At 63.7% G+C, this 23,914-nt stretch carries 27 protein-coding genes; 8 read left to right on the top strand and 19 right to left on the bottom strand.

Annotation, left to right across the window (positions count from 1 at the left end; translation table 11 throughout):
• Positions 1–259 precede the first annotated feature (259 nt).
• Positions 260–1,417 carry a sulfite oxidase gene (locus tag NKJ40_RS22465; protein ID WP_352467945.1) on the bottom strand — a complete coding sequence of 386 codons (1,158 nt, stop codon included), beginning with the start codon at positions 1,415–1,417 and terminating at the stop codon, positions 260–262.
• Between the two features lie 228 nt (positions 1,418–1,645).
• Between NKJ40_RS22465 and NKJ40_RS22460 the strand changes: the two genes are divergently transcribed.
• Together NKJ40_RS22460 and NKJ40_RS22455 are read left to right on the top strand one after the other, a co-directional pair.
• Entirely contained in the window at positions 1,646–1,849 is a 204-nt protein-coding gene (locus NKJ40_RS22460) for a hypothetical protein (protein WP_352467944.1), read from the top strand.
• Positions 1,850–2,052: 203 nt separating this feature from the next.
• Entirely contained in the window at positions 2,053–3,573 is a 1,521-nt protein-coding gene (locus tag NKJ40_RS22455; RefSeq protein ID WP_352467943.1) for an FAD-dependent oxidoreductase, read from the top strand.
• Between the two features lie 48 nt (positions 3,574–3,621).
• On the opposite strand, the gene dinB is transcribed toward NKJ40_RS22455, so the two are convergent.
• The 4 genes from dinB to NKJ40_RS22435 form a co-directional block, all read right to left on the bottom strand.
• On the bottom strand, positions 3,622–4,863 hold the full coding sequence (gene dinB / locus NKJ40_RS22450; protein ID WP_352467942.1) for a DNA polymerase IV: 1,242 nt from the start codon (positions 4,861–4,863) through the stop codon (positions 3,622–3,624).
• Between the two features lie 130 nt (positions 4,864–4,993).
• Complete coding sequence (ybiA, locus tag NKJ40_RS22445; RefSeq protein WP_352467941.1) at positions 4,994–5,542, bottom strand: riboflavin biosynthesis intermediates N-glycosidase; 549 nt, start codon at positions 5,540–5,542, stop codon at positions 4,994–4,996.
• A 100-nt stretch (positions 5,543–5,642) separates the two neighbouring features.
• Positions 5,643–6,101 (bottom strand): GNAT family N-acetyltransferase, encoded by a 459-nt coding sequence (locus NKJ40_RS22440; RefSeq protein WP_352467940.1) that lies wholly within the window; start codon positions 6,099–6,101, stop codon positions 5,643–5,645.
• 71 nt (positions 6,102–6,172) lie between these two features.
• On the bottom strand, positions 6,173–6,535 hold the full coding sequence (locus tag NKJ40_RS22435; protein ID WP_352467939.1) for a hypothetical protein: 363 nt from the start codon (positions 6,533–6,535) through the stop codon (positions 6,173–6,175).
• Positions 6,536–6,724: 189 nt separating this feature from the next.
• Between NKJ40_RS22435 and NKJ40_RS22430 the strand changes: the two genes are divergently transcribed.
• Positions 6,725–7,021 (top strand): hypothetical protein, encoded by a 297-nt coding sequence (locus tag NKJ40_RS22430; RefSeq protein ID WP_292663304.1) that lies wholly within the window; start codon positions 6,725–6,727, stop codon positions 7,019–7,021.
• A gap of 54 nt (positions 7,022–7,075) precedes the next feature.
• Here the strand turns inward: NKJ40_RS22430 and NKJ40_RS22425 are convergent, their stop codons facing one another.
• Positions 7,076–7,771 carry an XRE family transcriptional regulator gene (locus NKJ40_RS22425; RefSeq protein ID WP_352467938.1) on the bottom strand — a complete coding sequence of 232 codons (696 nt, stop codon included), beginning with the start codon at positions 7,769–7,771 and terminating at the stop codon, positions 7,076–7,078.
• Between the two features lie 83 nt (positions 7,772–7,854).
• On the opposite strand from NKJ40_RS22425, the gene NKJ40_RS22420 reads away from it, so the two are divergent.
• From NKJ40_RS22420 to NKJ40_RS22410, 3 genes are all read left to right on the top strand, one after another.
• Positions 7,855–8,253 (top strand): hypothetical protein, encoded by a 399-nt coding sequence (locus NKJ40_RS22420; RefSeq protein ID WP_352467937.1) that lies wholly within the window; start codon positions 7,855–7,857, stop codon positions 8,251–8,253.
• 69 nt (positions 8,254–8,322) lie between these two features.
• On the top strand, positions 8,323–8,958 hold the full coding sequence (locus NKJ40_RS22415) for a GcrA cell cycle regulator (protein WP_352467936.1): 636 nt from the start codon (positions 8,323–8,325) through the stop codon (positions 8,956–8,958).
• 65 nt (positions 8,959–9,023) lie between these two features.
• Positions 9,024–9,629, top strand: coding sequence for a DUF6456 domain-containing protein (locus NKJ40_RS22410; protein WP_352467935.1), 606 nt, complete (start codon positions 9,024–9,026; stop codon positions 9,627–9,629).
• Between the two features lie 44 nt (positions 9,630–9,673).
• Here the strand turns inward: NKJ40_RS22410 and NKJ40_RS22405 are convergent, their stop codons facing one another.
• Together NKJ40_RS22405 and NKJ40_RS22400 are read right to left on the bottom strand one after the other, a co-directional pair.
• Positions 9,674–9,985, bottom strand: coding sequence for a hypothetical protein (locus tag NKJ40_RS22405; protein WP_352467934.1), 312 nt, complete (start codon positions 9,983–9,985; stop codon positions 9,674–9,676).
• Between the two features lie 210 nt (positions 9,986–10,195).
• Positions 10,196–10,444 (bottom strand): hypothetical protein, encoded by a 249-nt coding sequence (locus NKJ40_RS22400; protein WP_352467933.1) that lies wholly within the window; start codon positions 10,442–10,444, stop codon positions 10,196–10,198.
• Between the two features lie 287 nt (positions 10,445–10,731).
• Here NKJ40_RS22400 and NKJ40_RS22395 point away from each other — a divergent pair, with 287 nt between their 5' ends.
• Entirely contained in the window at positions 10,732–11,010 is a 279-nt protein-coding gene (locus tag NKJ40_RS22395; RefSeq protein WP_352467932.1) for a DUF2285 domain-containing protein, read from the top strand.
• Between the two features lie 225 nt (positions 11,011–11,235).
• Here the strand turns inward: NKJ40_RS22395 and NKJ40_RS22390 are convergent, their stop codons facing one another.
• The 3 genes from NKJ40_RS22390 to NKJ40_RS22380 all read right to left on the bottom strand — a co-directional run bounded on the left by NKJ40_RS22390 (position 11,236) and on the right by NKJ40_RS22380 (position 14,302).
• On the bottom strand, positions 11,236–13,206 hold the full coding sequence (locus NKJ40_RS22390; protein WP_352467931.1) for an acyltransferase family protein: 1,971 nt from the start codon (positions 13,204–13,206) through the stop codon (positions 11,236–11,238).
• 179 nt (positions 13,207–13,385) lie between these two features.
• Positions 13,386–13,607, bottom strand: coding sequence for an alkylphosphonate utilization protein (locus NKJ40_RS22385; RefSeq protein ID WP_352467930.1), 222 nt, complete (start codon positions 13,605–13,607; stop codon positions 13,386–13,388).
• 404 nt (positions 13,608–14,011) lie between these two features.
• Positions 14,012–14,302 (bottom strand): hypothetical protein, encoded by a 291-nt coding sequence (locus tag NKJ40_RS22380; protein ID WP_352467929.1) that lies wholly within the window; start codon positions 14,300–14,302, stop codon positions 14,012–14,014.
• Between the two features lie 260 nt (positions 14,303–14,562).
• On the opposite strand from NKJ40_RS22380, the gene NKJ40_RS22375 reads away from it, so the two are divergent.
• On the top strand, positions 14,563–16,560 hold the full coding sequence (locus tag NKJ40_RS22375; RefSeq protein WP_502903742.1) for an AI-2E family transporter: 1,998 nt from the start codon (positions 14,563–14,565) through the stop codon (positions 16,558–16,560).
• A 131-nt stretch (positions 16,561–16,691) separates the two neighbouring features.
• On the opposite strand, the gene NKJ40_RS22370 is transcribed toward NKJ40_RS22375, so the two are convergent.
• The 8 genes from NKJ40_RS22370 to NKJ40_RS22335 all read right to left on the bottom strand — a co-directional run bounded on the left by NKJ40_RS22370 (position 16,692) and on the right by NKJ40_RS22335 (position 23,885).
• Positions 16,692–17,627 carry a phosphatidate cytidylyltransferase gene (locus NKJ40_RS22370; RefSeq protein ID WP_352467927.1) on the bottom strand — a complete coding sequence of 312 codons (936 nt, stop codon included), beginning with the start codon at positions 17,625–17,627 and terminating at the stop codon, positions 16,692–16,694.
• A 22-nt stretch (positions 17,628–17,649) separates the two neighbouring features.
• On the bottom strand, positions 17,650–18,312 hold the full coding sequence (locus NKJ40_RS22365) for a lysophospholipid acyltransferase family protein (RefSeq protein WP_352467926.1): 663 nt from the start codon (positions 18,310–18,312) through the stop codon (positions 17,650–17,652).
• An 8-nt stretch (positions 18,313–18,320) separates the two neighbouring features.
• On the bottom strand, positions 18,321–18,749 hold the full coding sequence (locus NKJ40_RS22360) for a hypothetical protein (protein WP_352467925.1): 429 nt from the start codon (positions 18,747–18,749) through the stop codon (positions 18,321–18,323).
• A complete protein-coding gene (locus NKJ40_RS22355) occupies positions 18,746–20,086 on the bottom strand; it encodes a phosphatase PAP2/dual specificity phosphatase family protein (protein ID WP_352467924.1) in 1,341 nt (446 codons plus the stop codon). The genes NKJ40_RS22360 and NKJ40_RS22355 overlap by 4 nt, the downstream gene beginning before the upstream one ends.
• A gap of 2 nt (positions 20,087–20,088) precedes the next feature.
• Entirely contained in the window at positions 20,089–21,876 is a 1,788-nt protein-coding gene (locus tag NKJ40_RS22350) for a bifunctional alpha/beta hydrolase/class I SAM-dependent methyltransferase (RefSeq protein WP_352467923.1), read from the bottom strand.
• Between the two features lie 26 nt (positions 21,877–21,902).
• Complete coding sequence (locus NKJ40_RS22345) at positions 21,903–22,505, bottom strand: CDP-alcohol phosphatidyltransferase family protein (RefSeq protein WP_352467922.1); 603 nt, start codon at positions 22,503–22,505, stop codon at positions 21,903–21,905.
• Between the two features lie 110 nt (positions 22,506–22,615).
• Positions 22,616–23,296: a hypothetical protein gene (locus tag NKJ40_RS22340; RefSeq protein ID WP_352467921.1), complete on the bottom strand. Its 681-nt coding sequence runs from the start codon at positions 23,294–23,296 to the stop codon at positions 22,616–22,618.
• A gap of 67 nt (positions 23,297–23,363) precedes the next feature.
• Positions 23,364–23,885: an Hsp20/alpha crystallin family protein gene (locus NKJ40_RS22335; protein WP_352467920.1), complete on the bottom strand. Its 522-nt coding sequence runs from the start codon at positions 23,883–23,885 to the stop codon at positions 23,364–23,366.
• Positions 23,886–23,914: the final 29 nt, after the last annotated feature.

Raw genomic sequence — 23,914 nt, 5'->3', positions numbered from 1 at the left:
AAGCTGAAGGGCTCCGCTTCCGATTTCGGGAGCGGTATCGTCGCGAAGAGGATCTACGGCCTACACCCGTCATGCTCGATAAATAGCGGTGCCAGCTTTCGGATCAGGCAGCCTCCTCCTGGGTGACCCAAACGCAATTGCCACATGCCAGCAAGTTCTTAGAGCGGATCCGGTTCTCCTGGAACCGGTAACCCGCTCTAACTATCTGTTTTGCCGCATTTATGCGGACGCCAAATGCTTCCATTTGGCTCAAAATGCTCTAGCCGATACGCACGCGGCGCGTCACCTGGCCATTGCTTTCCCAGTATGTGTGTTTCTTGGCAATCAAGGGATCGTCCATCGCCGGTTGAATTTGTCCCGTGGTGCTGACCGCGCGCGAGGTCACCGTGTGTTCTCCAGGAGAAGGATTTGCCCAAGCCAGGGACCAGATTTTCCAGGCGTGCTCGGCCTCCTCACTATGGTCAATGGTCGCTGGTGCCCAAGGCCCTTGATCGATTTGCACTTCGACCCGTTCGATCGGCGCCCCCCAGGCTGCTCCAACGATGCGGTAATCTGAGTCTTTCCGGGTAACCTTCGCAGGCGCGGACTTTATCAGCGCTCGCCCGACCGAAGTCTCGGCCCATACGGTCTCGCCGTTGTGATCCTCCTCCCGGATGGTGACATAGTCACGGGCCATCAGAAGGCTCATGAACCGCGTATCGCGAACCTCGATGCGTTTTAGCCACTTGACGTTGGCGATCCCGTACCAGCCTGGAGCAATGAGCCGTACCGGGAAGCCATTGGCCGCCGGCAAGGCGGCTCCATTCATTTCATAGCAGAGGAGATTGTCGGGGTTCATCGCGTCGGCGAGCGACATGCTACGAGCGAAGTTCTGCTTCATTTTTACGTCGCGTATCGGGATCTCGCCGGTGTCGGTACCGAAAAAGACGACCTCGATGCCCTTCTCCAGAACACCGGCTTCCTCGAGGATCGGGGCGAGCGGCGTCCCTGCCCAACGGGCATTGCCGATGCCGCCGGTGAAAAAGGGAAATCCGTGGTTGCCCGAGCATTCCACTGTGAAGACGACCTCCTGCCGCGGTCGCGCCTTGATGTCGGCGAGCGTTAACTCCAAGGGCTTCTTGACCAGGCCTCCGATCTCCATCGACCATGTCTTCTCGTCGATCGTTGGTCGGTTGAAATGCGAGATGCTGAAGAACTTGTCGTTTGGCGTTATCCAGCTGTCCAAATCCTCCCAGACAAGCTGCTTCTGGATACCCACCGGATCGGGATTTTTGGTCGGCTGATCCAGCCACGGAATAACTTCCTCGCTCGGCCGTGTTGGAAAAGCGTAAGCCCGACGCGAGGTATAGAGAGCAGCAATTGCGGCAAGAGCCGCGCTTCCTTGAACAAGAAGTTCTCTGCGCTGAAAATCAGGCATGTTGTTTACCTCCCAGTTGATCCGGAACGGGCTGCAACGTGCCTTCGGTCGTAGCCTGATCACGGATAGGCGACACAATGTGAGGTCTGCCCATTCGGAAGTATCCGGATAGGTCAGACAATCACCGACGCAAGTCAGGCATGTGAAGCGTTGGACGAAACTCTGGCTCGCGTTTCGCATGCCAAGAGTGCGCCTTTGAGAAGAAAGTGTCCACAACTTGGACGGGACATGATGATCATTGCAGCATTCCATGCCGATTTCCGGTCCTGCCAAATCGTTGCTGCTCGGATCGCTGCCGGAACGCCCGCTTCTGGGGTCATTTCCGGACCTTCGTGGGTTATGGTCGAACCGGTGTTTCCTGCCGGCCCGTGGGTTGGCCGGGCGGCCGGCATCGCCCTGATCGCCTGGGGCAGCGCAACGCTTTTGGCCTGACGACCAGGGCCGCCTCGAATGTCGCTTTTGCAGGAAACGATCCCTCCTGACGCAAAGTGCATCGCACCGCCCCAGCCAGGCCGGCTCACAACGCGTCGGGGCGGACCGGCGGTGACGTCAAGCTTACGCAGGCACTCAGGCGTCGAGGAACTTTGAATCTTGGCGTCCGTTTATCCGAATGTCGGGTATGAAGGGCTCCGCCAATGAATGTCAGCGATGAAAGGACTGTATCGCTTTGGGCGGCAACCGAAGTCGCGCCTGATACCGTTCCGCTCGAGCGGAGTGAACAGGTCGATGTCGTGGTCGTCGGGTCTGGAATTGCCGGACTGTCGGTGGCGTACGAACTGGCCGGCGCCGGGCAAAGGGTGGCAGTGCTCGATCGCGGCCGGATCGGAAGCGGCATGACGGCACGCACCACCGCGCATCTGTCATCGATCTGCGACGACTATTTTTCGGAACTGATCAAATTGCGCGGCGAGGAACTGGCGCGGATTTACTACCGAAGCCAGTCGGCCGCTATCGACCGTATCCAATCGATCCAGGACGCAGAGGGTATCGCGTGTGATTTCCGCCGCCTCGACGGCTTTCTGTTTCCGGCGTCAGGCAGAAAGGAATCCGTCATCGAGCGCGAACTGGACGCCGCTCTGAAAATCGGAGTCGACGTCGAGAAAATCGTCGGCGTGCCGCTTGCAGGATTTTCGGATGCGCCCGTCCTTCGCTACGCCAATCAGGCGACATTTCACCCGCTCAAATATCTCCGCGGGCTGGCTGCCGCCATTCGCGCGCGCGGCGGCGCGCTTTATGCTGAGACCATCGTCGACAAGGTCGAGGAGACCGACGGCGGCGTGCGCGTAAGCACGGTCTCGGGCTTTGCCGTGTCTGCCAGATCGGCCGTTGTTGCCACCAACTCGCCGATCAACGATCGGGTCGCGCTCCATACCAAGCAAGCGCCGTATCGGACCTACGCGATGGCGTACGAGATCGCGCGCAACGTTTTGCCGGATGCACTCTATTGGGACACGCTGGATCCCTATCACTACGTTCGCCTGCAGCCTGGTGAAGGCAAAACCGACTTTCTGATCGTCGGTGGTGAAGACCATAAAACAGGGCAGGCCGACGATGCCGACGACCGCTTCGCGGCCCTGGCGGCCTGGACCAAAAGGTTGGTGCCCGATATCGGCGCTGAAGCCAATCGATGGTCCGGGCAGGTAATGGAGACCGTCGACTATGCCGGCTTCATCGGCCGCAATCCCGGCAACCGGCATGTCTTCGTGGTCACAGGCGATTCCGGTCAGGGCATCACCCATGGGGTTGTTGCCGGCCAACTGATTTCCGACCTGATCCTGAAGGGGGAAAGCCCCTGGCGGGAACTTTACGAACCCTCCCGCAGGACGGCACGCGCGATCGGCGACTATCTGGCGGAGAATGCGACAGCGATCAGGAGTTTTGCCGAGTATGTCGCGCCTGGTGAAATCGATTCCGCCGACAAGCTGCGGCCGGGAGAGGGCGCTATCGTCCGCGAGGGACTTACCAAAGTGGCGGCTTTCCGCGATGAGGACGGCACGCTCTACAAATGCTCGGCCTCATGTACCCATGTCGGCTGCCATGTCCATTGGAACTCGTTGGAACGCTGCTGGGACTGCCCCTGCCACGGCTCGCATTTTGCCGTCGACGGCACGGCCTTGAACGGGCCGGCCGTATCGCCCCTAGGTTCTGTCGGATAGTCTTTTTCGACATCAGTATCGCCAGACTTTCGCCCCGGCCAGGCCGGCTCACAACTCCTTTTCGGCCAGTTCGCGAAAGGCATCGGGAACCGACCGCTGTAGTCCGAGCGCGACCGAGGCGTAGCCGACCGCCTCCCAGCCGAAGCGGTCGCGGATCTTGTCGATGGCGCGGTCGGCGGTCCAGCGCGCCGCGCCCTTCCTGGTGCCGGGGCGGCGGCGGTCGTCGTCGAGCCCGAGCGGCAGTTCCAGTTGCAGGCCGGCATGCTGCTCCAGATGCGATACGGCGATCGCCAGCAGCGAGATGGTCTTTTCGTGCGGATGATCGATAAGCACCTTGCGCACCAGCGCCTCGGCGATCTCGGCCAGCATGGCGGTTGCCGATATCGGCTGGTCGAGCGTGATCGAGCGCGTCACCGATCGCAAATCGGCAAAGCGGACGCGAACCGTGACGGTGCGGCCGGGCCGGGATTTCGCCCGCAACCTCGTGGCGACCCTGTCGGCCAGATGCAGCAAAGCGGGTACGAAGACGTCCTCGTCGGCCGGTTTTCGGCCAAGCGCCGATTGCGCGCCGGCCGATCGCGCGCGGCGCTGCGTCTCGAGCTTGCGCGGATCGCGGTTCCACGCCAGCGCGTTGAGTTTTTCTCCGGCCGCCGGCCCGAGCAGGCGCTCCAGCGCGCCACTGTTGGTCTTCGCCAGCTCGCCGATGGTGTTGACGCCGATGCCGGCCAGCCGCTCCCTGGTGACCGGGCCGACGCCCCACATCAGCTCGACCGGCAGGTGGTGCAGGAACTCCAGCTCGTGGCGCGGATCGACCACCACCAGCCCGTCGGGCTTTGCGACCTGTGAGGCGATCTTGGCCAGATGCTTGGTGCGGGCTACGCCGACCGAGATCGGCAAGCCGAGCTCGGCCCGCACGCGGCGGCGGATCTTGCTGGCGATCTCGGCCGGCGAGCCGAACAGATGGGTGCAGCCGGCGACGTCGGCAAAGGCCTCGTCAATGGAAATCCGCTCGACCACCGGCGTGAAATCGCCGAGCACCTTGATGGCCGCATCGCCCAGCCGCTGATAGTCCTTGAAATGGCCGCCGACGAAAATGAGTTGCGGGCAGAGTTCCCGCGCTCGCCGTCCCGGCATGCCGCCGCGCACGCCGAACGCCTTGGCTTCATAGGATGCGGCAAGCACTACCCCGCCGCCGACGGCAATCGGCTTGCCGCGCAAGGCCGGGTCGAGCAATTGTTCGACCGAGGCATAGAAGGCATCCAGATCCGCGTGGAGGATGTTGGCTTCCATCCGGCCCGTTCGCCCGCGGCGGTTCGAACGCCGCATTGTCTCGAGTTGTGATGAGAACATAAAGAGAACATTGCCGGCGGATTGTCAAGCAGCGCGGAGGCTGCCGCAGATGACGAGAGGGCGGCAATGTTCAGCCGCGCAGCCGATCGCGGGCCTGCATCAGCGCGAATCCCAACAGGTTCTCGCCGCGCCACAGCAGCGGGTTCACCGCCCTCTCGTCATCCGCCGCAAGGCCGTTGCCCCACACCCGGTCGATGGGGCTCGCCTCGACCAGCACCCGGTCATGCGTCGACAGCAGATATTCGCGCAGCGCCGCGTTCTGGCGGAACTTCTGAAAGCTCCCTTCGGTGACGATGCGATATTTGTCGGCATCCCATTTGGTGCCATCGAAGCCGCTCACCTGGCGGCCAAGTTGCTTTGCCTGCTTGGGGCTCGCCGCCTCGAGGATTTGTGTTGCCGTCTGAGCATCACCGAACAGGCGTGCCTTCTCGGCCATCATCCAGTGTTCGGCAGTCGGATAGCTCAGACCATCGACGGTAAAGGGCGCATGCCACCACTGGCTGAAGCACGACGTGGTTATGCGGCCGTCCTTGGACGGCTGATGGCCCCAGAAGAACAGGAACTTCTGCCGGGGCTTTGCGCGAAAGGTTTTTTCAAGCCAGGTTCGGTCGTAAATCATCGAGCGGATGGAGCAGGGCGAAAGGTCGGCTTGTCAATGCTCCATCCAGAGTGGGGTAGCGAAGATGAGCGGTCGGCGCTGAATGCGATGAAATGCTGATCTACAGCGCCATCTTGTAGCCGAGATGACTGGCGGTGAAACCGAGGCGCTCGTAAAAAGCGTGCGCCTCCCGTCGACCTTTGTCCGTGGTGAGCTGGACGAAGCTGCAATTGCGCGAACGGCACGTTTCAATCGCCCATTCGATCATCAGCTTGCCGACCCCGCGGGACCGCCATTGCCGGGCGATGCGAACGCCTTCGATCTGGCCGCGCCAGGTGCCTTTCCTCGAAATGCCTGGAAGGAAGCTGAGCTGCAGCGTTCCGACCACTTGCCCGGCGTCGACGGCGACGGCCAGCAACTGGTTGGGATCGGCATCGATTGCGCTGAAAGCATCGAGATAGGATGGCGCAAGCGGCGTGGACGGGTCTTCCCGGTCTGCGCCGAGCACATCGTCGGCAAGCATTGCAACGATCGCCGGCAGGTCAGGCGCCTGGGCACGACGGAATTCGATCTCGCTCATCGCGCGGAGACATACGGCGCAGTGTTGGCGATCGCAATATCCGTTTTGCCTTGCAAGGGAGGCGCGCGTCTTCAGGCGGCCTCGAGCGCCCAGAGACGATGACCGTAGCGGCGGAAGAAGCGGGCGAAGAGGTGTTGTTGCCTGGCGCGGGCGAGGTCTGCGGCGCGCCTTTCCTGCCGCCAGCGCGGCATGTTGCGGAACATCGACAGGAAGCGGGCGGCGTCATCGAGTGCTTCCTCGGCTGACTGTGCCGGGCGGATCGCCGCCAGGAACAGAGCGCGGCTCGGCTTCATCTGATCAATCGCCGCCTTGCGCTGGCGATGACCCTGGCGTGCCTTGCGGATGCCGTGCTGGCGGATGGCCGCGAAAGCGGCAAGCATAGCCGGGCTGTCGCCGCTATAGCCGCAGGCATGGGCGAACTGGGCTGGGTCCATCGTCATTCCCTTGCTGCCGGCCGGCTGCGGTTCTGTTGCTCGCGCCGATTCCAGTCCGCACCAGATATAAGCATAACTCAAATAATCGAACAAGCGAAACTTTCATGTTGGTGTAAGCGGAACCGACTCGACTCCGCTTGGAAAACCGATAATGATGCGAACAAAGCAGGAACAACGATGGGGATGGCCATGGCATTGGCAGGCAAGGAAGCGACGATCGCCGATGTTGTCTCGATTGCCGTCGAGTGCATCGACTGCGGACGCAACAGGTGGTGGAAGCCGGCCGAGCTCAAGCGGCATGGGGTGATGCCGGAGACACCGCTGGCCGCACTTTCGGGGCGCCTGATCTGCAAGGCCTGCCGGGCCGACGGCCTGCCGGGCGCCGCGGTCTCCATCCAGGCCGCCTTCATCGACGACCGGCAACGGACCCGCGCCGAGGCGCGCCTGCTCAACGGTCGAGAGCTGGAGCAGTCGAGGCGGGCTTGAGGGGGCGGGCGTGGTGCTCTTCCCTTCTCCCGCAAGGGGAGAAGGCAACAAGCCTCAATACCCCAGCAATTCCTTGAGCGGGATGACGCGGAAGACGTTCTTGATGGCGTAGCGGTTGAAGGTCAGCGTCTTCGGCGGGTTGTACTGTTCGACGATCAACTCGGCGGCGGTGCGCTTGACCAGCTTCTTGATGAAGGCCTTGCCGTTTTGCTCGTTCTCTTCGGGCAGCGTCTCGATCACCACATGGTCGCCGGGCAGCGCTTCGCGGCCGCCGCAATAGATCATCTCGCCGGGCTCGTAGCGCGGCACCATCGAATCGCTCAGCACGTGCAGCGCAAACACATTGCGCAGATGCCGGATCCCCGGCGGCCGCTGGACATAGCCGGCCGGCTGGCCGTTGAAGGTGAAGTCGCCATCGTCGCCGCCGACGGCGGTGCCGAGAAGCTGGATGTCCATCGGCCCGGCGGGCAGGGGGCCGGGATCGGTGACGATCTCGGCATCGGCGACCGGTCCGGCATCTTCGAGGAAGACGACCTCGCCCTTGCCGAGCGCCACCGGGTCGACGCGCAGGAAAGCGGCGGTCTTCAAAAGGTTCTCGGTCTTGGGCAGGTTGCGCCCGGTCTCCCAATTGCCGACGGCAGCGACGTCGGTGTCGTTGTGCTCGGCAATGTGGCGCATCACCAGGCCGCGCTGCTTGCGCGCCCGGCGGATCGCCGTTCCGACCTTGATCGACAGTGCAGTTTTCGCCATGGCTCCATCTGAGGCATAAGATTCGATTTCGTCTATGCAAGAATCGCTTGCATTTACGGTTTGAGTTATGCTCTTATGTGGGCATGCACAAGTCGCTTCACCAGCAATCGGTCATCGAATCCGCTCTTCAGCGCGCCGGCAGCGCTCGCCTGGAGGCGGTACCGCAAACGATCGCCAAGGCCATGCATGTGCCAACCCTTTCCCCTTCGTCGCGGCTGTCCTCCTCCCCAGCCGGGACGATGCCCGAGGCTCGCGCCTCGGATCCGGCAGCCCAAGCGGCCGGAACGGCCGGAGCCGTTCCCCTCACGGCTCCGGCCACGAATTACCTGCCGGCCGGCAATGCGGATGCCGCGGTTTCCTGCATCCGCACCGAAGACGGCACGGTCATCGCCTTCGACAAGCGGACGGGCAAGACAGTGTCCGGCGCAACAAGGCAGGCGGCCGAGATGAAGCTCGATCGCAGCAGACCACGCGAAGGCTGACCGGCTTTCGGGCCTGAGGCCGGCGAAGCCGGCGCCGCACACAACCATCTTTGCAGGGAATGAAACATCATGGCCGCCCGCTATTCCGCCTCGGAACTGGAACAAATCGAGAACTGGCTGATGAGCGGACTGTCGGCCGCGAAGATCGCCACCAGGCTCGGTGCGCAGCGTGGTAGCCCGGTCTCACGCGCGGCCATCATCGGCATCGTCCATCGCACCGCCCGTCTGCGCGCCATCGGTCTTGCCAGATCCAAGGGCTGGTGTGGCGGACGGTCGGGCGGCCGGCTCGGAAATTCGGCGCCTGAGCCATCAAGCACCGCAGGTCAAGCGGAGGCGGCTCCGAAAGCCGAGCCACGCTGCCGCCTGGCAAGGCTGTCGGCCAGGCTGGCGCCGCCGGCCTGGCAGCCGGGTCCTGCTCGGATCACCGGGGCCGATGGCGCGCCGCTCGAAATGCCGGCGCCGCGCCCGATCGCCGCCGGCGGCCGCCAGCCGCATTTCGTTGCCATGCGCTTCATCGATTGCCTGTTCGAGCGCTGCCGCGCGCCGCTCGACACGACGCTGCAGGAGGATGCGGAAAACGACGCCCCCGGCTGCCGGCCCGGTTTGGACATGCTGTGCTGCGGACTGCGCACGAAGCCATCGAAAAGCTACTGCGCCTATCACGCTGCGCGCTTCCTGCGCACGCTGCCGGCCGAAGCGATTTGAGCCCGCTTCCATGAGGCTGGAAGTTCGCCACAGCCCGACGACCAAAACCCAGGAGGACTGACCCGATGAGCAACAAAACCGCCCAGAAGGCCAAAGCCAGGCCACCGAGATTGCCGAAAGGCGAGGCCGAGCAGGTGCGCATCCGCAAGGAGATCGGTCATGATTTCGCGCTGAAGGACGACCGGTTCGGCCGCAAGCGGTTGGCCAAGGGGACGCAGGAGGGCGCGCGCCTCTACGAGGTTTCCAATGATGGCCACACCGCGACCGGCGGTATCGCTCGGGTGCGCAATGTCGACCCGCTGAGCGGCCTCACCTCGCTGTCGCGCCAGCAGCGCGAGGCGGGCATGCGCTATCGCCAGGATTTTCGCGACTCGTCAGAGGCAACCGCCAAGCCGATGGCCTGGGCCGAGCGCGTCGACGGCGGCCGCACCGGCAGCGGCGTCGCCGAACACATCCTGTCCGCCGGCCGCGACCATGCCGAGGCCACCAGGGCGCTTGTCCATTGGGAGATCGCCGGCATCGTGCAAAAGGTCTGCTGTGCCGACACAACGGTCAAGAGCCTGGCGGAACAGGCCGGCGAGCCGCGCGACGTGGTGGTGAAACTACTCAAGATCGGGCTCGACATATTGGCCGTGCATTACGGCATGATGCTGATGCGCAAGCCGAGATGAGAAGCCCCGCCGATCCGGCCGGCACTACCGGCCGGATCGATCCGTCAACGACGGCAGACACGGATTCTTTCGATGATCCGGTGGTGATGACGCCAGTGCCTGATGACTTCGGTGTGGCAGCGCCGGTGGTACCGGTACCGGTAGCGCGGCGCGTAGTCCTCGTTGTAGACATCATAGCGGTAACGGGGGACGTACTCATCGTCGTAATCGGAATACCGATGGTGGCGATAGTAATAGTCGTCGTCATCATAGCCGTTGCCGATGCCGATCGTGACGCTGCCGCCGGCATTCGCCGGGCCGATCACGGAAGCCGCCGAGGCGATGGCGATCACCGAGGCAAGCAGGAGCTTCTTCATAGCTACCTCCTTCTTTAACGTCCCTCTAATAGAAAAACCCTTGAGGGGCAGCCTCGTTCCATAGATTGGCAAGATGTAACGAACGGACGAGCCCGAAGTTTAGCGCCTGGTGGCGCGAAAATGCCGCTGGCTGCGGCGGGGTCGGATCGCCGACGCGGCGTGGCCGCTCCTCTCATGGAACAGCGGCAAGCGTCTTTTGCCGACGTCTGCCTACAGAACATGGCCCAGTTCCAGCAAAACGAAAGCGGTCGCACCCAGCACAGCGAGGGCATAGGCCGCATAAAGAACAAGCAGCATCACCTCAAAGTCCCGGACGAAGCTTGCGGCAATCCTGGTCTCCTTAGGCTCCGCTTTCTCGATGCGGTCGGTTTCCAGCTGCTCCGTTGCCACGACGAGGCAGACGATCCTGTCGTTGTCGGCCGCCTGTAATATCCGTTCCGTCGAATCGACGGCAATCACTGGATCATCGGCCAACTGATCCCGCGATAGCCGGCTCTCAGTGACGGTCTGGATTTCACGCTTTCTCACGCACGCATAATTGCGTCGACTAAATTAGGTTCCACTAAAATACATAGATTGCCTCGGACCCGATCGCGATGGGTGAGGCGTGAGCCCAGCCGGGGGGAACTCCCGCCCGAGGCCCGCATTTGTCGACTGTCGAGGCGAATCCTCGATCCGCATCCTCCGATCAAAGGGCGCGGGCTTCTTCATAGGCTGCTACGATGCGCCAGTGCTGGTAGGTCGCAATGCTAAAGCCGCCAAACCTTCATATCGCGAACGCCGCGCCGACGTCTTCGGTGCTGACCGGTTATGATGAAGATCGCATGCTTACTTATATCCGGCTGCTCGACGCTTCGGCGGAAGGAACCGATTGGCGCGAGGTCGCCCGCATCGTTCTGCATATGGATCCGGAGCGGGAGCCGGAGAGGGCTTTCCGGGCGTGGGCGACACATCTGGCGCGTGCACGATGGATGACCAGGAAGCGGAACGAACTGCGCCAATTGCATGATGAGTGGTGGGGATGAGCACCATCTAAGCGGAACTGCCGTCCGGTCTGGCCGTTGAGGGAGGAGGCCAACATGGAAAAGCGACCAATGATTTCTTGGCCAGCCAATACTTTCGAGCTGTGCTGCCTTCTTGCAGTTCCGCTGTCGCTGATCCTTACGGTCTTCCTGGCTGGTCTTATCCTTAGCTGACCCCGCATGGTTGCTTGCCGGGGCTGGGTCGTGATCCGACAAGATCCGGTACCGTTACTTTACAGCCGCCGCCATCACATCCGAAAACAGCGCCCGCTCCACTGCCGGTTCCAGCGTTTCGGCGAAGGGCGTCGCCAGGTGGTGGCGGTCGCGGAAGGCTAGTTTGCCGTCGATGAAGACATGGCAGGTGGTCTGGTCGCAAAAGCGGTCGGTCATGTCGATGTAAGCAGCGTTCGGTGTCGAGCGCACGATATCGCGCTCGACGGTGGCGATGTCGTCGTTTGCCGCCATGATCCGAGGCGTGTCGCATGTCGCGGGCGTCTGGCCCCGCCACAGCGCCCGCGCCACGCATTTGTCGGCGTAGCTTGCATTGTAGGGAACGTCCCTAATGACGGCGACCTTGATTCCGGCCTGGCTGAAGGCTTGAAGCGTCCAGGTGAGGCCCGTCCGCCACTGCGCTTGCCAATCGGCGTGCTTCAACTCCTCGGGCGATTCCTTCATCACGTTGCCGATCGAGAATTCCGAAATCACCACCAGTTGCGGATGGAGCGCGATGATGTCCTTGACCGACTGCTCGCGCCATTGGTCGCATTCGGTGTAGTCGCGCTTCAGCCGCCAGTTCCAGGTCGTCACCCGCGAAGCCCGGCAGGACGATTTGAGAAAGGTGACGACGCGAAAGTTGTTCTTCTCGGCCGCCTTGATCAGCGGCGTCGACCAATGGTCGGCATGCGAGTCGCCGAACAGCACGACCGAGCGCTGGGCATCCTTGCGGCCGAACATGCAGGGTTTTGGCTTGACGGTCTCGAAATCGAGCACGCAGCCGCCATTGGTCGCGCGCACGGTGGAGAGTTGGGCGGCGCTGTCGGCGATGACGTGCTGTTCGGGGCTGAGATTGTGCTCGGCAAAGCGCGCATTGCCGTAGGCCGCGACCACGCCGGCGCCGGTCAGCGCGACGGCGGGCACCAGCGCCCGCGCTGCTCCGGCCATCAGCCAGCCGTTGCGACGGATCGGGTTCTCGATGAAATGATAGGTGAACGTCGATAGAGCCAGCGTCAGCGGCGCGCAGGCAAAGCGGTCGAGGATGGACAGGCTCGGAACCACCATCGCCGCATAGACGATGACCGGCCAGTGCCAGAGATAGAGCGAGTAGGAAAGCCTGCCCAGCCATTGCAGGGGCGGCAGCGCCAGCACGGCGCTCGGCAGATTGCGGCCGCCGCTGCCGCTGAGCAGCAGCAGCACGGTGCCGGCGACAGGCGCCAGCGCATTCACCCCGGGAAAGGGCGAGTCTTCGTCCAGCATCAGATAGGCCCAGGCGATCAGTGCCAGACCGAGGCATGCCTGGAGGGTGGCCAGCAGCGGCCGGTCGCGCCAGATCTTTGCCGGTGCCATGGTCGCGAGGCCGCCGGCGGCGAATTCCCAGGCCCTGAGCGGCGAGAAGTAGAAGGCCCAGGGCTGCGACACTTCCGTCAGCCAGGCGCAGGCGGCGAAGGAGCCCGCGCCGGCGACGCCGATGACGACGATAGCGGTGCGCTTGCCGGGGCGCAGCCATGCGGCAGCAAGCAGCAGCGCCGGCCATGCCAAATAGAATTGTTCCTCGACCGAGAGCGACCAGAAGTGGATGAAGGGGTTGTTGGTGGCGTCGGCGGCGAAATAGTCGAACGACCAGCGGATCAGCCAGAGGTTGATCATGTAGGCGGAGGCGAACATGGCGCCTTTCGAATAGAGCGCCTGTTCCTCGGGCGACAGGATGAAGTAACCCGCAAACAGCGTGGCGAGGATGACGAACAGTGCCGCCGGCAACAGGCGCCGGGCGCGCCGGGCATAGAAGCGCCAGAGGTTCAGCCGCCCGGTCTCGGTGATTTCCGTAACCAGGTGCCGGGTGATCAGATAGCCCGAGATGACGAAGAAGATGTCGACGCCGGCAAAGCCGCCGGGCAGGCCGGAGAGACCAAAATGGAAGGCGATGACACCCGCCACCGCCAGCGCGCGCAGCCCTTCGATGTCAGGCCGAAATGATGCCGACACAATCACCTCATGCAAGGAATGCCCACCTCGCAGAGGCTCGACCTGATGCGCCGATATTGCAATGCAACAAATCTAACGCAGTGCAACATTGGGGGAGGGCGAGGTTCCTCGCGTGGGCGATTCACTCAACATGAGCGATTCGAGACCGATTGATATGGAAGCGAAGGGTGCCGAGGCAATCAGGCCTTTTTCAAAAACTCGGTCTTCAGCACCAGGCCCTTCACCTGCTTGGTGCTGCATTCGATCTCGCCGGGATTGCCGGTGAGGCGAATATTCTTCACCAGCGTGCCGCGCTTGATCGTCTCCGACGTGCCTTTGACCTTGAGATCCTTGATCAGGGTCACGGAGTCGCCCTCGTGCAGCGCCGTGCCATTGCTGTCTCTTACGATCGCGTCGGTCATGGCAGGTCTTTCGCGGGGCTCCGATGCGGAGGCGGTTGGCTCACTACCCGGCCTATTCCACGGCTGGCGGCGAGGTCAAGCGTGCTGGGGGTCAAGTCCACTGGGTCAAGCGTGCCGGCTGTCAATGCCATGCGGACGGCCGATCCGAAAACCCGGGTTGCGAGCAGACGGGACCCCCTGGGCCCATAGTGGCATTGCCGCTCCGCGACATGCGCTCCGACCAGGCCGTCATCCGTGCGATGGCGCCACGACAATCGAACAAAAGCCGTGGCCTTCATTACGTGGATATTCCGGCACGAGTTCAAATAGTTGAACGCCCGCCGGTGCGGACTGGAAGGTCGCACAAGGGCGGAGCTGCCCGCCCTTTCGCTTGGTCCGTTATTGCAATCGGCAAGAAGCCGGGGTCACTTGTTCCCGAGCTGGTTGGCCATCTTGCAGAAGTCGGCATGCATCTTGGCAATGCCTGCGTCGCTGCATTCCTTCAACATCATGGCCCGGTCGCTCGTGGACATGGCCATCCATGCCGCCTTGAATTCGGCTTCCGACCTCATGCTCTTCATGCCGGCGTCGGTGAAAAAGGGCGTCATTTTCTGCGGATCGTCGAGCGCCGAAGTGCCAGTGGCACCGGCGGCAAGCGCTGCGCCGGTCATCATCGAAAGCGCGATCGCGCCCATGCAAAGCATCTTGATGTTCATGATCATTCCTCCTGAGCTGCTGCTTTGAGGTTGTCCATCAGCGATCTACGAAGGAACGGTGTTTTGACCCGAAAGTTCCACGTTCTGGCGCAGGCATGGAACAGGATTGCCCGTGACGCCATTAATGCAGAAAATTCTACCATGACTGAATTTGCGGCGCTGCCGACGAGGGCAATCGGCGTCCAGCTGGGTGAGACGCTACGAAGTTGCACGCCGGCTCAATATGCCCGATCATGGCGACGGCGGGGCGGAGGTATCAAGTGGCGGCAAATCGTCGAAACGGCGCGCACCTGTCGGAGCCCCGGCGGGCGGGCATTGTTTCCGCGGCTAGGGCGCTTCCGCGCACATCCTTGCCCAGCGTAGCGTCGGTCGTGACGGCCGTCGCGGCGCTCTATTTCGGGCGCGAGGTCTTTCTGCCGATCGCAATCGCGCTGCTGCTTACCTTTGCGCTCGTACCCATGGTTTCGACACTCAAGCGAGCCGGCATTCCGCGTCTTCCTGCCGTGATCGCCAGCGTGCTCGGCGCATTCACGGTGTTGGCGCTGTTCTCCTTCATCGTCGCCACGCAGGTCAGTGAACTGGCGCAGAACATTCCGCTTTACCAGGCGAATATCCTGACCAAGGTCCGGTCGCTCAAGGAAACCGGCGTCGGCGGAGGCATCGTTTCCAGATTAAGCCGGGTGATCGAACGCGTCGGCCAGGAGCTCGATAGACCCGAACCCGCTCAACCCGCCGCCGATCAGCCTCCGCGGGAGCCGATCCCGGTCGAAATCGTCGCGCGCGAACGACCGCTCGAAGTTCTCCAGAATCTGATCGGCCCGCTGCTGAGCCCGCTGGCATCGGCCGGGCTGATCGTCGTGGTCGTCATATTCATGCTGCTCGAGCGGGAGGATCTGCGCGATCGCTTCATACGCCTCGTCGGCTACGGCGATCTGCATCGAACCACCGAGGCGTTGCAGGATGCCGGCAAGCGCGTCGGCCGCTATCTGCTGATGCAATTGGTCGTGAACATCGTCTATGCCGTCCCGATTGCAATCGGACTTTGGCTGCTGGGCATACCCAATCCATTGCTGTGGGGTTTGCTGGCGCTGGCGCTGCGCTTCGTTCCCTATATCGGCCCGGTCATCGCGACGCTGTTGCCTCTGTTCCTGGCGCTTGCCGTGGCGCCCGGCTGGTCGCTCGTGCTATGGACCGCCGGGCTTTTCGTCGTGGTGGAACTGATCACCGGCAACGTGATCGAACCCTGGCTCTACGGCTCGCGCACCGGGCTGTCGCCATTGGCTATCATCGTTGCGGCGATCTTCTGGACCTGGCTCTGGGGGCCATTGGGCCTCGTTCTGTCGACGCCGCTCACGGTCTGCCTCGTCGTGCTCGGCCGCCATGTGCCGCAGTTCGAATTCCTCGACGTTCTTTTCGGCAACGAACCCGTGCTCGAACCGCACGCCCGGCTTTACCAGCGGCTGCTGGCCGGCGATCCCGAGGAAGCGACGGACCATGCCGAGGAGATGCTGGAGGAAAAATATCTGGTCGAGTTCTACGACGAGGTCGCGATTCCCGCACTTCTGCTCGGCGAGCAGGACCGGGTGCGTGGCGTGTTGAGCGATGAGCAAAGACAGCAGGTCGCGGGCAGCGCGCTGACGATGGTGGCGAACCTCGACGACAGCGCGCAGGAGGAGGCGGAAGAGGAGGACACGGCCGCGACCGAGGACAACGGCTCACGCGAGGACAAGCAGGTTCAGGGGGAGGTTCAGGGCGAGGACGACACTGAACTGCCGGATGGCACGGGCATGTCGGTGCTGTGCGCCGGAGGGCGCGGCGAACTCGACGATGCCGCTGCCGCCATGCTGGCGCAGGTGCTCGAAGTCCAGGGCGCTACGGTGTTGAGAGCGAGCTTCGCCAATATGGAACCGGGGAGCATTCGCCGCCTTGAACTCGACGCCGTCGATACCGTCGTCGTCGGATTTTTGAACCGGGATTCCGTCAAGCACGGCCGGTTCCTGGTCCGTCGGCTGAAACGCGCCAAACCAAGGTTGCGGGTGGGCATCGTATTGTGGTCGGAAGCCGACAGCGACAACCAGGAGGCAGACGCCAGATTGGCCAATGAGATCAGCGCCGATTTCGTCGCACACGGCATGGTCGGTGCGGTGCTCGGTGCGTTGTCCAGCGCTCCGCCGGTGGCGCTGAAGACCACCGCCAAACGCCGCGTGCGCCGCCTGGCGCCGGCGCGCAAGAAAGAGTCGCTCGCCGCGGCAAAATGAGCGCGGCGAAGACCGCGGCAGGTCGGGTTATTACCGCTTTCGCGAAAACGGCAATAACGAAACGGATCAGGTGTCTTCGCAAGCGTCGCGCTGAACCGTTCGGATGCTACCGCGACGAACGGCGCCAGTCTTCACACAGTCCAGAAATAGCGCACCGTATGGAAGAAAACCGGGGCGGCGAAGACCAGGCTGTCGGCACGGTCCATCATGCCGCCATGGCCTTCGATCAGATGGCCCCAGTCCTTGACGCCTTGATCGCGCTTGATGGCGGAGGCGACCAGCCCGCCAAGGAAGCCCATCAGGCAGGCGATGAAGGCGACGCCGGCTGCCTGCAGCGGCGAAAACGGCGTCAGGAACGACAGCAGCGCGCCTAGCAGGCTCGATGCCGCCAGCCCGCCGACCAGCCCCTCCCAAGTCTTCGACGGCGAGACCGTCGGCGCCAGGAGATGCCGGCCGAACAGCTTGCCGAAGATATATTGCAGCACGTCGCTGCCTTGCACGGTGATGATCAGGAAAGCGATCAGCAACAGGTTGCGGCCTTCGAAGCCTGGCACCTCGAGCGTCAGCAGCGCCGGCACGTGGCTGACGCAGTAGACCGAAATCATGACGGCCCATTGCTGCGCCGAGACGCGCTTGAGAAAGCGCTCGGTGTCGCCGTGCAGCGCGGTGATCGCCGGCATCAGCAGGAAGCAGTAGACCGGGATGAAGATGGTGAAGAGCCCGTACCAGGCGGTCCACACCAGCCAGTACTGGAACGGGATAACGATGCCGAACATGCCGAGCAGCACCCAGTGGTCGCTGCGGCGGCTGTGGGTCAGCGTCACGAATTCGCGCAGCGCGGCGAAGGAAATCAGCGCGAACAGGATGGTCATGCCGGGGCGGCCGAAGAAGAAGGCGACGGTGATCGCCACCACCATCACCCACCAGGCATTGATGCGCTGGGTGAGGTTGACCAGCGTCGGCGACAACGGCTTTGGCGCGCGCCATGACAAGACGCCGGCGACGACGCTGGCGCTGATCAGCACCGCCAGCAGGCCGACAATCAGAATGAGGGTTTCGTGCATCATCGGCAGCATTTTGCCTTGGTCCTCAATCGTCTCGCTGCGGCCGGGGGTTCAGCGCCAGCAGCGTTTCGCGGGCGCGGTCGAGAAAGGCGCGGCGTTCCTCAACCGGTTGAATGGCGATCGGCGCGCCGAAGACGACGCGGCAAAGCAGCGGCACCGGCACGAATTGCCCCTTGGGCAGCACCCGCGACATGTTCTCGATCCAGCACGGGATAAGCTCGACATCGGGTCGCGCCATCGACAGATTGTAGAGGCCTGAGCGGAACGGCAGCACCGGTTCGTCGGTCATGTTGCGCGTGCCTTCGGGAAACAGGATCAGCGAATGGCCCTGGTCGAGCACCGACAGCATGATCGAGATCGGGTGCTGCGTTTCGTCCGTCCATTGCCGGTGGATCAGCACGGAAGACAGCATGTCCTCGGCGATGAAACGGCGCAGCCGCGTCTTGCCCCAATAATCGGCGGCCGCCACCGCATGGGTACGGGCGCGTTCCTTCTCGCTGAGGCAGGCCGACAGCAGGATGAAATCGCCGTGGCTGGCATGGTTGGCGAAGTAGATACGCTGCCGGTCCGATGGCTGGCTGCCGTTCCAGATCGGCCGCACGCCGGTGACCACCCAGGCCAGTGCCGACAGGCCGACCGAGGTCACCGTCTGCAGCAGGGTATAGGTGCTGACGCGAAGCTTTGTCATGGACGGGCTCAAAAGAATGCCGTGACGACCGAGGCCGCCGCGAACAGGCTGAAGGCGATACGCTGCTTGGCGAGCAGGCGGCGCGTGCCGGCCATCCGCTGGTCGAGCGAGCGGCCGCCGGCCGCCGTGGGTTTCATCCGCATGCGCGCCAGCACGTCGTCGATCGCCGCACCGCCGCCCGCCTCGCTGGCGTGGCTGGCCATCAGCCGGAACAGCAGCGCGTCGAACAAAAGCAGGGCCGAGAGAATAATTGTGGCTATGGCACCCGCGGCGGCGATCAGCCAGGCCGCCGCGGATAGCGACGATGTTTGCGGCGCAGCCGCCAGCCCGATGACCGGCGCTGCCAGCAAGGCAGCAGCAATCAACAGCAGCGGCCATGCCACCTGCACCATCAGCCCGGCGGCGAACGCTTCGGCCCTGTCACGATAAGCGGTCATGTCGCCGCGTCCACGCCAAGATGCACTGGCCGGCCCGCGGCGGCGAGCTTGCCTCGCGCCTGATCCGGCGTGGCGGCCCGGCCGCTGGCGACCAGCCACTCGGCGACGACGGCAGCGCTGCGCTGGAAGCCGAGCGCACAGCAGACCAGCACCGTGCCCTTACTCTGCGCCGTCTCGATCGCCGCCACCGCTTGCGCACGCGCCTCGCGAGACGGCGGCAAAAGGTCGACCATGGGCAGGCTCACCCAGCGGATCGAGGCGCCACGCGGCCTTTCCAATTCGCCGGCAAGGTCGATCACCGTGCCGAAGGCGGCTTCGGCGGCGGTCGGAAAACGGCCAAGGGAAACGCCGTCGGCGATGACGATCTGCGCCGGAAACTTTCGCGTCCATGCCCACACATTGGCCTTGGCGCCAAGGCGGTAGGGCCAAAGCAGAACACGGCTGGCCAGCGACACGCGGCCATCGGCTGTTTTCTGGAACACTTTGGCGCCGGCGCCGGCATAGGCGAAAGCGACGATGGCCAGCGCCAGTGCCGGCCACAACAGGATGAGCCACAGCGCCGAGGTCAACGCGCCGGCAGCGGCGCCGGCCAGCGCAAGGGTTGCGCCGAGCGCATACAACAGAGCCAGCCGCCGCGCCTTCGGGTCAGCGCTCAGGCGGAAGCCGGCGAACGGCAGCGCGCCGTCGCGCGGAAACAGCCACAGCGCGAAAAGGCCGAGCAGCGCGCCGGTCGGAATGTCGATGAAATGGTGCTGCCACGTCGTCAGCACCGAGGCGCCGATCAGGAAACACCAGACATGCCAGGCGACGCCGGCGATGCCGGTCAATCTGTGACGCCAATGGTCCCAGATGATGACCAGCAGCGCAATGTGCAGCGACGGCGCCTGGTTGAAGGGTTTGTCGAAGCCGCCGAGTACGGCGAACATGAAACCGGGCAGGCCGCTCGTCTGCGGGCGCACGAAGGTCGCCGTCAGCGGGAACAGGATGAAGCAGGCGACGGCGACGAGCTGCGCCGTCAGATAGCGGCCGGCAAGGCGGTCGACGCCGCTCTTCGAATTGTTCAACAGCAGCGACAGGCCATAGAACAGATTGATCGACCAGTAAGGCACGATCGTCCAGGCAAGGAACGGGACGCCATGCTCCCAGCCGAAGACGATGCTGCCGACGTCGTCGCGCCGCGACGCCAGCCAATTGGCGAAGCCGTAGGTGGCGTAGAAGAACGGCGCCAGAAATGCCAGCCACAGTGCGGCGCGCAGGACTATCCCGGGATACGGCTCGCGCGGCAAGGCCGGAAGGGCAGGGGCATCGCGAGGAAAGGCAGAAGCAGGCAAGTCCATGTTCAGACGCGCCGCGCGACCGAAACGGTGAAGATGCCCCACTGGTCGATGCGCTGGTCGAGCTTCTCGAAGCCGGCGGCCGCCACCAGCTGGTCCATCTCGGGCTGCGTGCGGCGGCGCATCACCCAGGCCTGGCCGCCGCGGTGCGAGGTCAGGCTGCGCGCGATCATCTCGAGCTGCGGATGCCAGGGCTGGTTGGTGTAGACGAGCAGGCTTCCGGGCTGCATGGCGCTGGCCAGTCCACCGAGCGAGCGGGCGATCATGGCATTGTCGGAAAACAATTCGTAGAGCCCCGAGACGATGGCGAGATCCGGCGCCGGGTCGAGCCCGGCCAGCATCGTGGCGTCGAAGGCGTCACCTTGATGAAACGAGACGCTCGCCGGCAGCTTGCGCTCGGCGATCAGCTTGCGGCCGAGCGAGACGTTGAGCTCGGAGAAATCCTGCAGCCGTACGCTTGCCGGCGGCTCGGCGCATTTCTGCACGGCATCGAGCACGTAGCGGCCATGGCCGGCGGCGATATCGACGATATGGACCGGCCGGCCGGCGGCCTTCAGCGTCTCAGCGGCGCTGCCGATCAGCTCTTCCAGATGCAGCTTGCGCTGGCGGATGCCGCGCCAGCCGATGGCGTCGAGAAAGGTGCGGTCGATCATGCGGCCCATGGGGCTGATGCCGCGCGCCTCGTTCTCGTAGACATAGTCGAGCGTCGAGCCGGAATCGAAGCCGGTGACGATGCCCGTCTTCATGCCGGACGACAGCCAGGCGCCCATGCGGATCGAGGCGCGGCTCATTGCCCAGTAGAGGCCCCTTAGCGACAGCAGCGGCAGCGGCGAGGCCAGCCGGTCGGCCTCGTCGCGTGTGTAGCCGGCGCGGTCGGCCTCGGTCAGGTCGACCGGCTTTTCCGGCGCAGCGAATTGCCTTTCGAGGAAAGGCCCGATCAGGTCGAGTGCCTTGTGGCGGTCGCGCTCGCCAAGCGTGTCGTGGAAGAAGCTGGGCAACACATGCCGCTCCTTGGCCGGGCTCGCCAGGTTGACGAAAAACTCGTGCTGCGGTCCATGCCGCACCACCCAGTCGCTGCCCGAGATCAGAACCTGTGTCGGCACGGTGATGGCACGGGCGTCGGCGACGATGCGCGCGGCATGATCGTAGAGCTCGACCAGGATGTTGGAGGCGATTGGCCGGGTGATCAGCGGGTCGGCGTCGAAGGAGGCGATGCGCTCGGGGTCATGCGTCAGGAATTTCGCCTTGACGTAGGAATTGACGAAGAAGCGGCCCTTCAGCTTCTGCCACAACGCAATGCCTTGCTTGGCCAAGGGCACGTAGAGCTTGACCGAGAAGGCCGGCGAGGCCAGCACCAGGGCGCGAATGTCGGGCGCATAGTCATGCACCCAGGCGGCGGCAAGCACGGCGCCGAAGGACTGCGCGATCAGCGCAATGTCGCGCCGGGCAAAACCGTCACTGCCGATCTCGCGCACGAAACAATCGATGTCGCGCACCAGCGCGGCAAACGACGGCGCATAGCCGCGTTCGCCGGCGGAGCGGCCATTGCCGCGCGCGTCCCAGGCATAGAAGGCGTGGTCGGGCATCTGGAGCTCGTCGACCAGATGTGCCATGCGGCCGCCATGCTCGTGGCCGCGGTGGAACAGCAGGATGGCACCCTTGCGGTTTTCCGACAGTGCCGGCCAATAGCGATAGAAGATCTCGGTGCCGTCATGGCTCTTGAAGCTGCGCTCATGCGCCACCCGCTCGATGTTGGCTGGAGCCACGGCGGCAACCGTCTGTTGGTGAAGCATGTTGTTCTCCCTGGCGAGACCGGAATTCAGCTGCCGCTCCCGTTAAGGCCGCTGCGTATCCGGTTGATGGCGGTCACCAGCGAGAGTGTAGCCATGGCCGGAAACACGAGCGGCGTGAGCGCCGGGACCCACAGGCCGGACGCGATAAGCACGGCGAGGATGCCGAGCGCCAGCGCCCGGTCGCTTTTGCCGAACGGGCCGGCATAGTTGCGCCCGGTTCCTGCGGCGATGCCGAGCACGCCGGCGAACTCCGTAATCATCGCCGCGATAGCAAATGCAACGACGCCCCAGGCAGGAAAAAGGACGGCAAAAGCCAGGATCAAAGCGAGATCGGAGACAACGTCGCAGAGCTCGTTGAGATACATGCCGAGCTTCGAGGCCTGGCCATGTTCCCTTGCGAGCATACCGTCGATCGCATTCAGCGCCATTCGCATAAACAGCACGAGCGGCATCAGCAGAAAGACCACGCGGTGGCCGGCAAGGGCTGCCACCACAAGGCCGGTGGCGAGCGAGAGGGCCGCGGCCAGCAGCGTGATCTGGTTGGCGGTGATGCCCGCCCTGGCCAGGCCGTCGGCAAGCGGCCGCAGCCTGGCCTGGAAGGCCGGTTTCAGCGCATAAAGCGTCGGCATATGCGAACCCCCCGGCCGCGGTGCAAAGTGATGTTGGCGAGGATGGTCAATTGGCGCGCAAGACGCAAGCGCGGCGCCCTGCCACTTTTCGACATCCGGTTGCGTCGGCGCTAGCTTTCGCTGTCGCCACTGTCGCCCGGGAACCGTGCGGGCAAGCTTTCTTCGGCCGCCGCCCAGGCGCGACTATGATAACGCCGCAGGATGAGAATGCATGTCGCGAAGACCGCCAGCCCGCAAATCACGCCGGGCGACATGCCTCCGCCGAAAGCGGACTTAGCAACGATGCCCGCGAAGACGCCGGCGATGGCGCCGTTGATCGTGCCCACCATCCCCGCGGTGGTCATGAAATATTGCAGCGGCGAGGGCCTGAGACCTTTGTCGACCAGCACCGCCGAGGGGTCGTCATGCGTGGAATTGACAAGGTATCTTTGCAGGACGGGCGCCAGTTCGACGAAATAGTGGCGGATCCTGGCCATGCCGCGGGCATGCACCATGTCCTCGATGGCAACCTGCACCGCGCGCACGAAGGTGACCAGCCCGATGAAGAAAAGGCAAGGCAGCAAGATCAGGCTGAACAACACGAACGGCCTGCCCATCTCCGTGACCTGCGCGACGAAGGACAAGGCAATCGTTGCGCTCGAGACCGAGGTCAGGAACAGATCGGCTCGCTGGTTCGCTTCCTGAATGGTCGCGGCGCGAGCGTTTTGCAGCACGAAATGCTCGGTCGTCAGGCACTGCAGGGCGTGCTGCGCCTGGTCAGGCGGAACCGGAGTGTCGGGAGAACGGGTCATCGACATTTGCCCCCCTCTGCCCGCCGGAACCGGCAGGGCAGAAGGGGCGTCGTCCTGCTGCGAGCCATCAGGACTTGCCGTTGCCGTCGTTGATGGCGATACGCTTGGCCTTGGCCTGGGCGCGCTCCGTCTTCGGCAGCGTTACGCTGAGCACGCCGTTCCGGAACGCCGCGTTCACCTTGTCTTCGTCGACTTCGTAGCCGAGCGGGATCCGCCGCTCGAAACGGCCATAGAAGCGTTCGGAGAACTGCCTGTCCTTGTCCTCGGTCTCTTCGCGCTTCTCGCCGCGCAGCGTCAGCACGCCGTCCTCGAGCAGCAGCTCGACGTCCTTCTCGTCCATGCCGGGAATCTCGGCGGTGACGCGGATCTCCTTTTCGCCATCGGAGATTTCGACACTCGGCCAGCTGGCGCGGGCAGCGGAGAGGCCACCGAGCGACGGCAGCCGCGTGTCGAAGCCGCGGAACGCCTCGTCGAACAGGCGGTTCATTTCGCGATGCAGCGCCAGGAAGGGATCGCGATCGCCGTGGCGGAACAGGCTGGGGGCCTGATTGTTCTCCCGGCCCCAGGGAATGAAATCACGAATAGCCATTGCATAGTCTCCTTTCTCGACCGGTGCGT

The organism is Mesorhizobium sp. M0119 (genome assembly GCF_040322615.1).
Taxonomy (GTDB): domain Bacteria; phylum Pseudomonadota; class Alphaproteobacteria; order Rhizobiales; family Rhizobiaceae; genus Mesorhizobium.
The sequence above is the reverse complement of the archived record's forward strand: the minus strand, read 5'-3'. Positions and strand labels throughout refer to the sequence as shown.

Bases quoted from the DNA above. Each gene is read 5' to 3' on its own strand.
- NKJ40_RS22465 (WP_352467945.1), bottom strand. From the start codon at position 1,417: ATGCCTGATTTTCAGCGCAGAGAACTTCTTGTTCAAGGAAGCGCGGCT.
- NKJ40_RS22460 (WP_352467944.1), top strand. From the start codon at position 1,646: ATGATGATCATTGCAGCATTCCATGCCGATTTCCGGTCCTGCCAAATC.
- NKJ40_RS22455 (WP_352467943.1), top strand. From the start codon at position 2,053: ATGAATGTCAGCGATGAAAGGACTGTATCGCTTTGGGCGGCAACCGAA.
- dinB (WP_352467942.1), bottom strand. From the start codon at position 4,863: ATGGAAGCCAACATCCTCCACGCGGATCTGGATGCCTTCTATGCCTCG.
- ybiA (WP_352467941.1), bottom strand. From the start codon at position 5,542: ATGATTTACGACCGAACCTGGCTTGAAAAAACCTTTCGCGCAAAGCCC.
- NKJ40_RS22440 (WP_352467940.1), bottom strand. From the start codon at position 6,101: ATGAGCGAGATCGAATTCCGTCGTGCCCAGGCGCCTGACCTGCCGGCG.
- NKJ40_RS22435 (WP_352467939.1), bottom strand. From the start codon at position 6,535: ATGGACCCAGCCCAGTTCGCCCATGCCTGCGGCTATAGCGGCGACAGC.
- NKJ40_RS22430 (WP_292663304.1), top strand. From the start codon at position 6,725: ATGGCATTGGCAGGCAAGGAAGCGACGATCGCCGATGTTGTCTCGATT.
- NKJ40_RS22425 (WP_352467938.1), bottom strand. From the start codon at position 7,771: ATGGCGAAAACTGCACTGTCGATCAAGGTCGGAACGGCGATCCGCCGG.
- NKJ40_RS22420 (WP_352467937.1), top strand. From the start codon at position 7,855: ATGCACAAGTCGCTTCACCAGCAATCGGTCATCGAATCCGCTCTTCAG.
- NKJ40_RS22415 (WP_352467936.1), top strand. From the start codon at position 8,323: ATGGCCGCCCGCTATTCCGCCTCGGAACTGGAACAAATCGAGAACTGG.
- NKJ40_RS22410 (WP_352467935.1), top strand. From the start codon at position 9,024: ATGAGCAACAAAACCGCCCAGAAGGCCAAAGCCAGGCCACCGAGATTG.
- NKJ40_RS22405 (WP_352467934.1), bottom strand. From the start codon at position 9,985: ATGAAGAAGCTCCTGCTTGCCTCGGTGATCGCCATCGCCTCGGCGGCT.
- NKJ40_RS22395 (WP_352467932.1), top strand. From the start codon at position 10,732: ATGCTAAAGCCGCCAAACCTTCATATCGCGAACGCCGCGCCGACGTCT.
- NKJ40_RS22385 (WP_352467930.1), bottom strand. From the start codon at position 13,607: ATGACCGACGCGATCGTAAGAGACAGCAATGGCACGGCGCTGCACGAG.
- NKJ40_RS22380 (WP_352467929.1), bottom strand. From the start codon at position 14,302: ATGAACATCAAGATGCTTTGCATGGGCGCGATCGCGCTTTCGATGATG.
- NKJ40_RS22370 (WP_352467927.1), bottom strand. From the start codon at position 17,627: ATGATGCACGAAACCCTCATTCTGATTGTCGGCCTGCTGGCGGTGCTG.
- NKJ40_RS22365 (WP_352467926.1), bottom strand. From the start codon at position 18,312: ATGACAAAGCTTCGCGTCAGCACCTATACCCTGCTGCAGACGGTGACC.
- NKJ40_RS22360 (WP_352467925.1), bottom strand. From the start codon at position 18,749: ATGACCGCTTATCGTGACAGGGCCGAAGCGTTCGCCGCCGGGCTGATG.
- NKJ40_RS22355 (WP_352467924.1), bottom strand. From the start codon at position 20,086: ATGGACTTGCCTGCTTCTGCCTTTCCTCGCGATGCCCCTGCCCTTCCG.
- NKJ40_RS22350 (WP_352467923.1), bottom strand. From the start codon at position 21,876: ATGCTTCACCAACAGACGGTTGCCGCCGTGGCTCCAGCCAACATCGAG.
- NKJ40_RS22345 (WP_352467922.1), bottom strand. From the start codon at position 22,505: ATGCCGACGCTTTATGCGCTGAAACCGGCCTTCCAGGCCAGGCTGCGG.
- NKJ40_RS22340 (WP_352467921.1), bottom strand. From the start codon at position 23,296: ATGACCCGTTCTCCCGACACTCCGGTTCCGCCTGACCAGGCGCAGCAC.
- NKJ40_RS22335 (WP_352467920.1), bottom strand. From the start codon at position 23,885: ATGGCTATTCGTGATTTCATTCCCTGGGGCCGGGAGAACAATCAGGCC.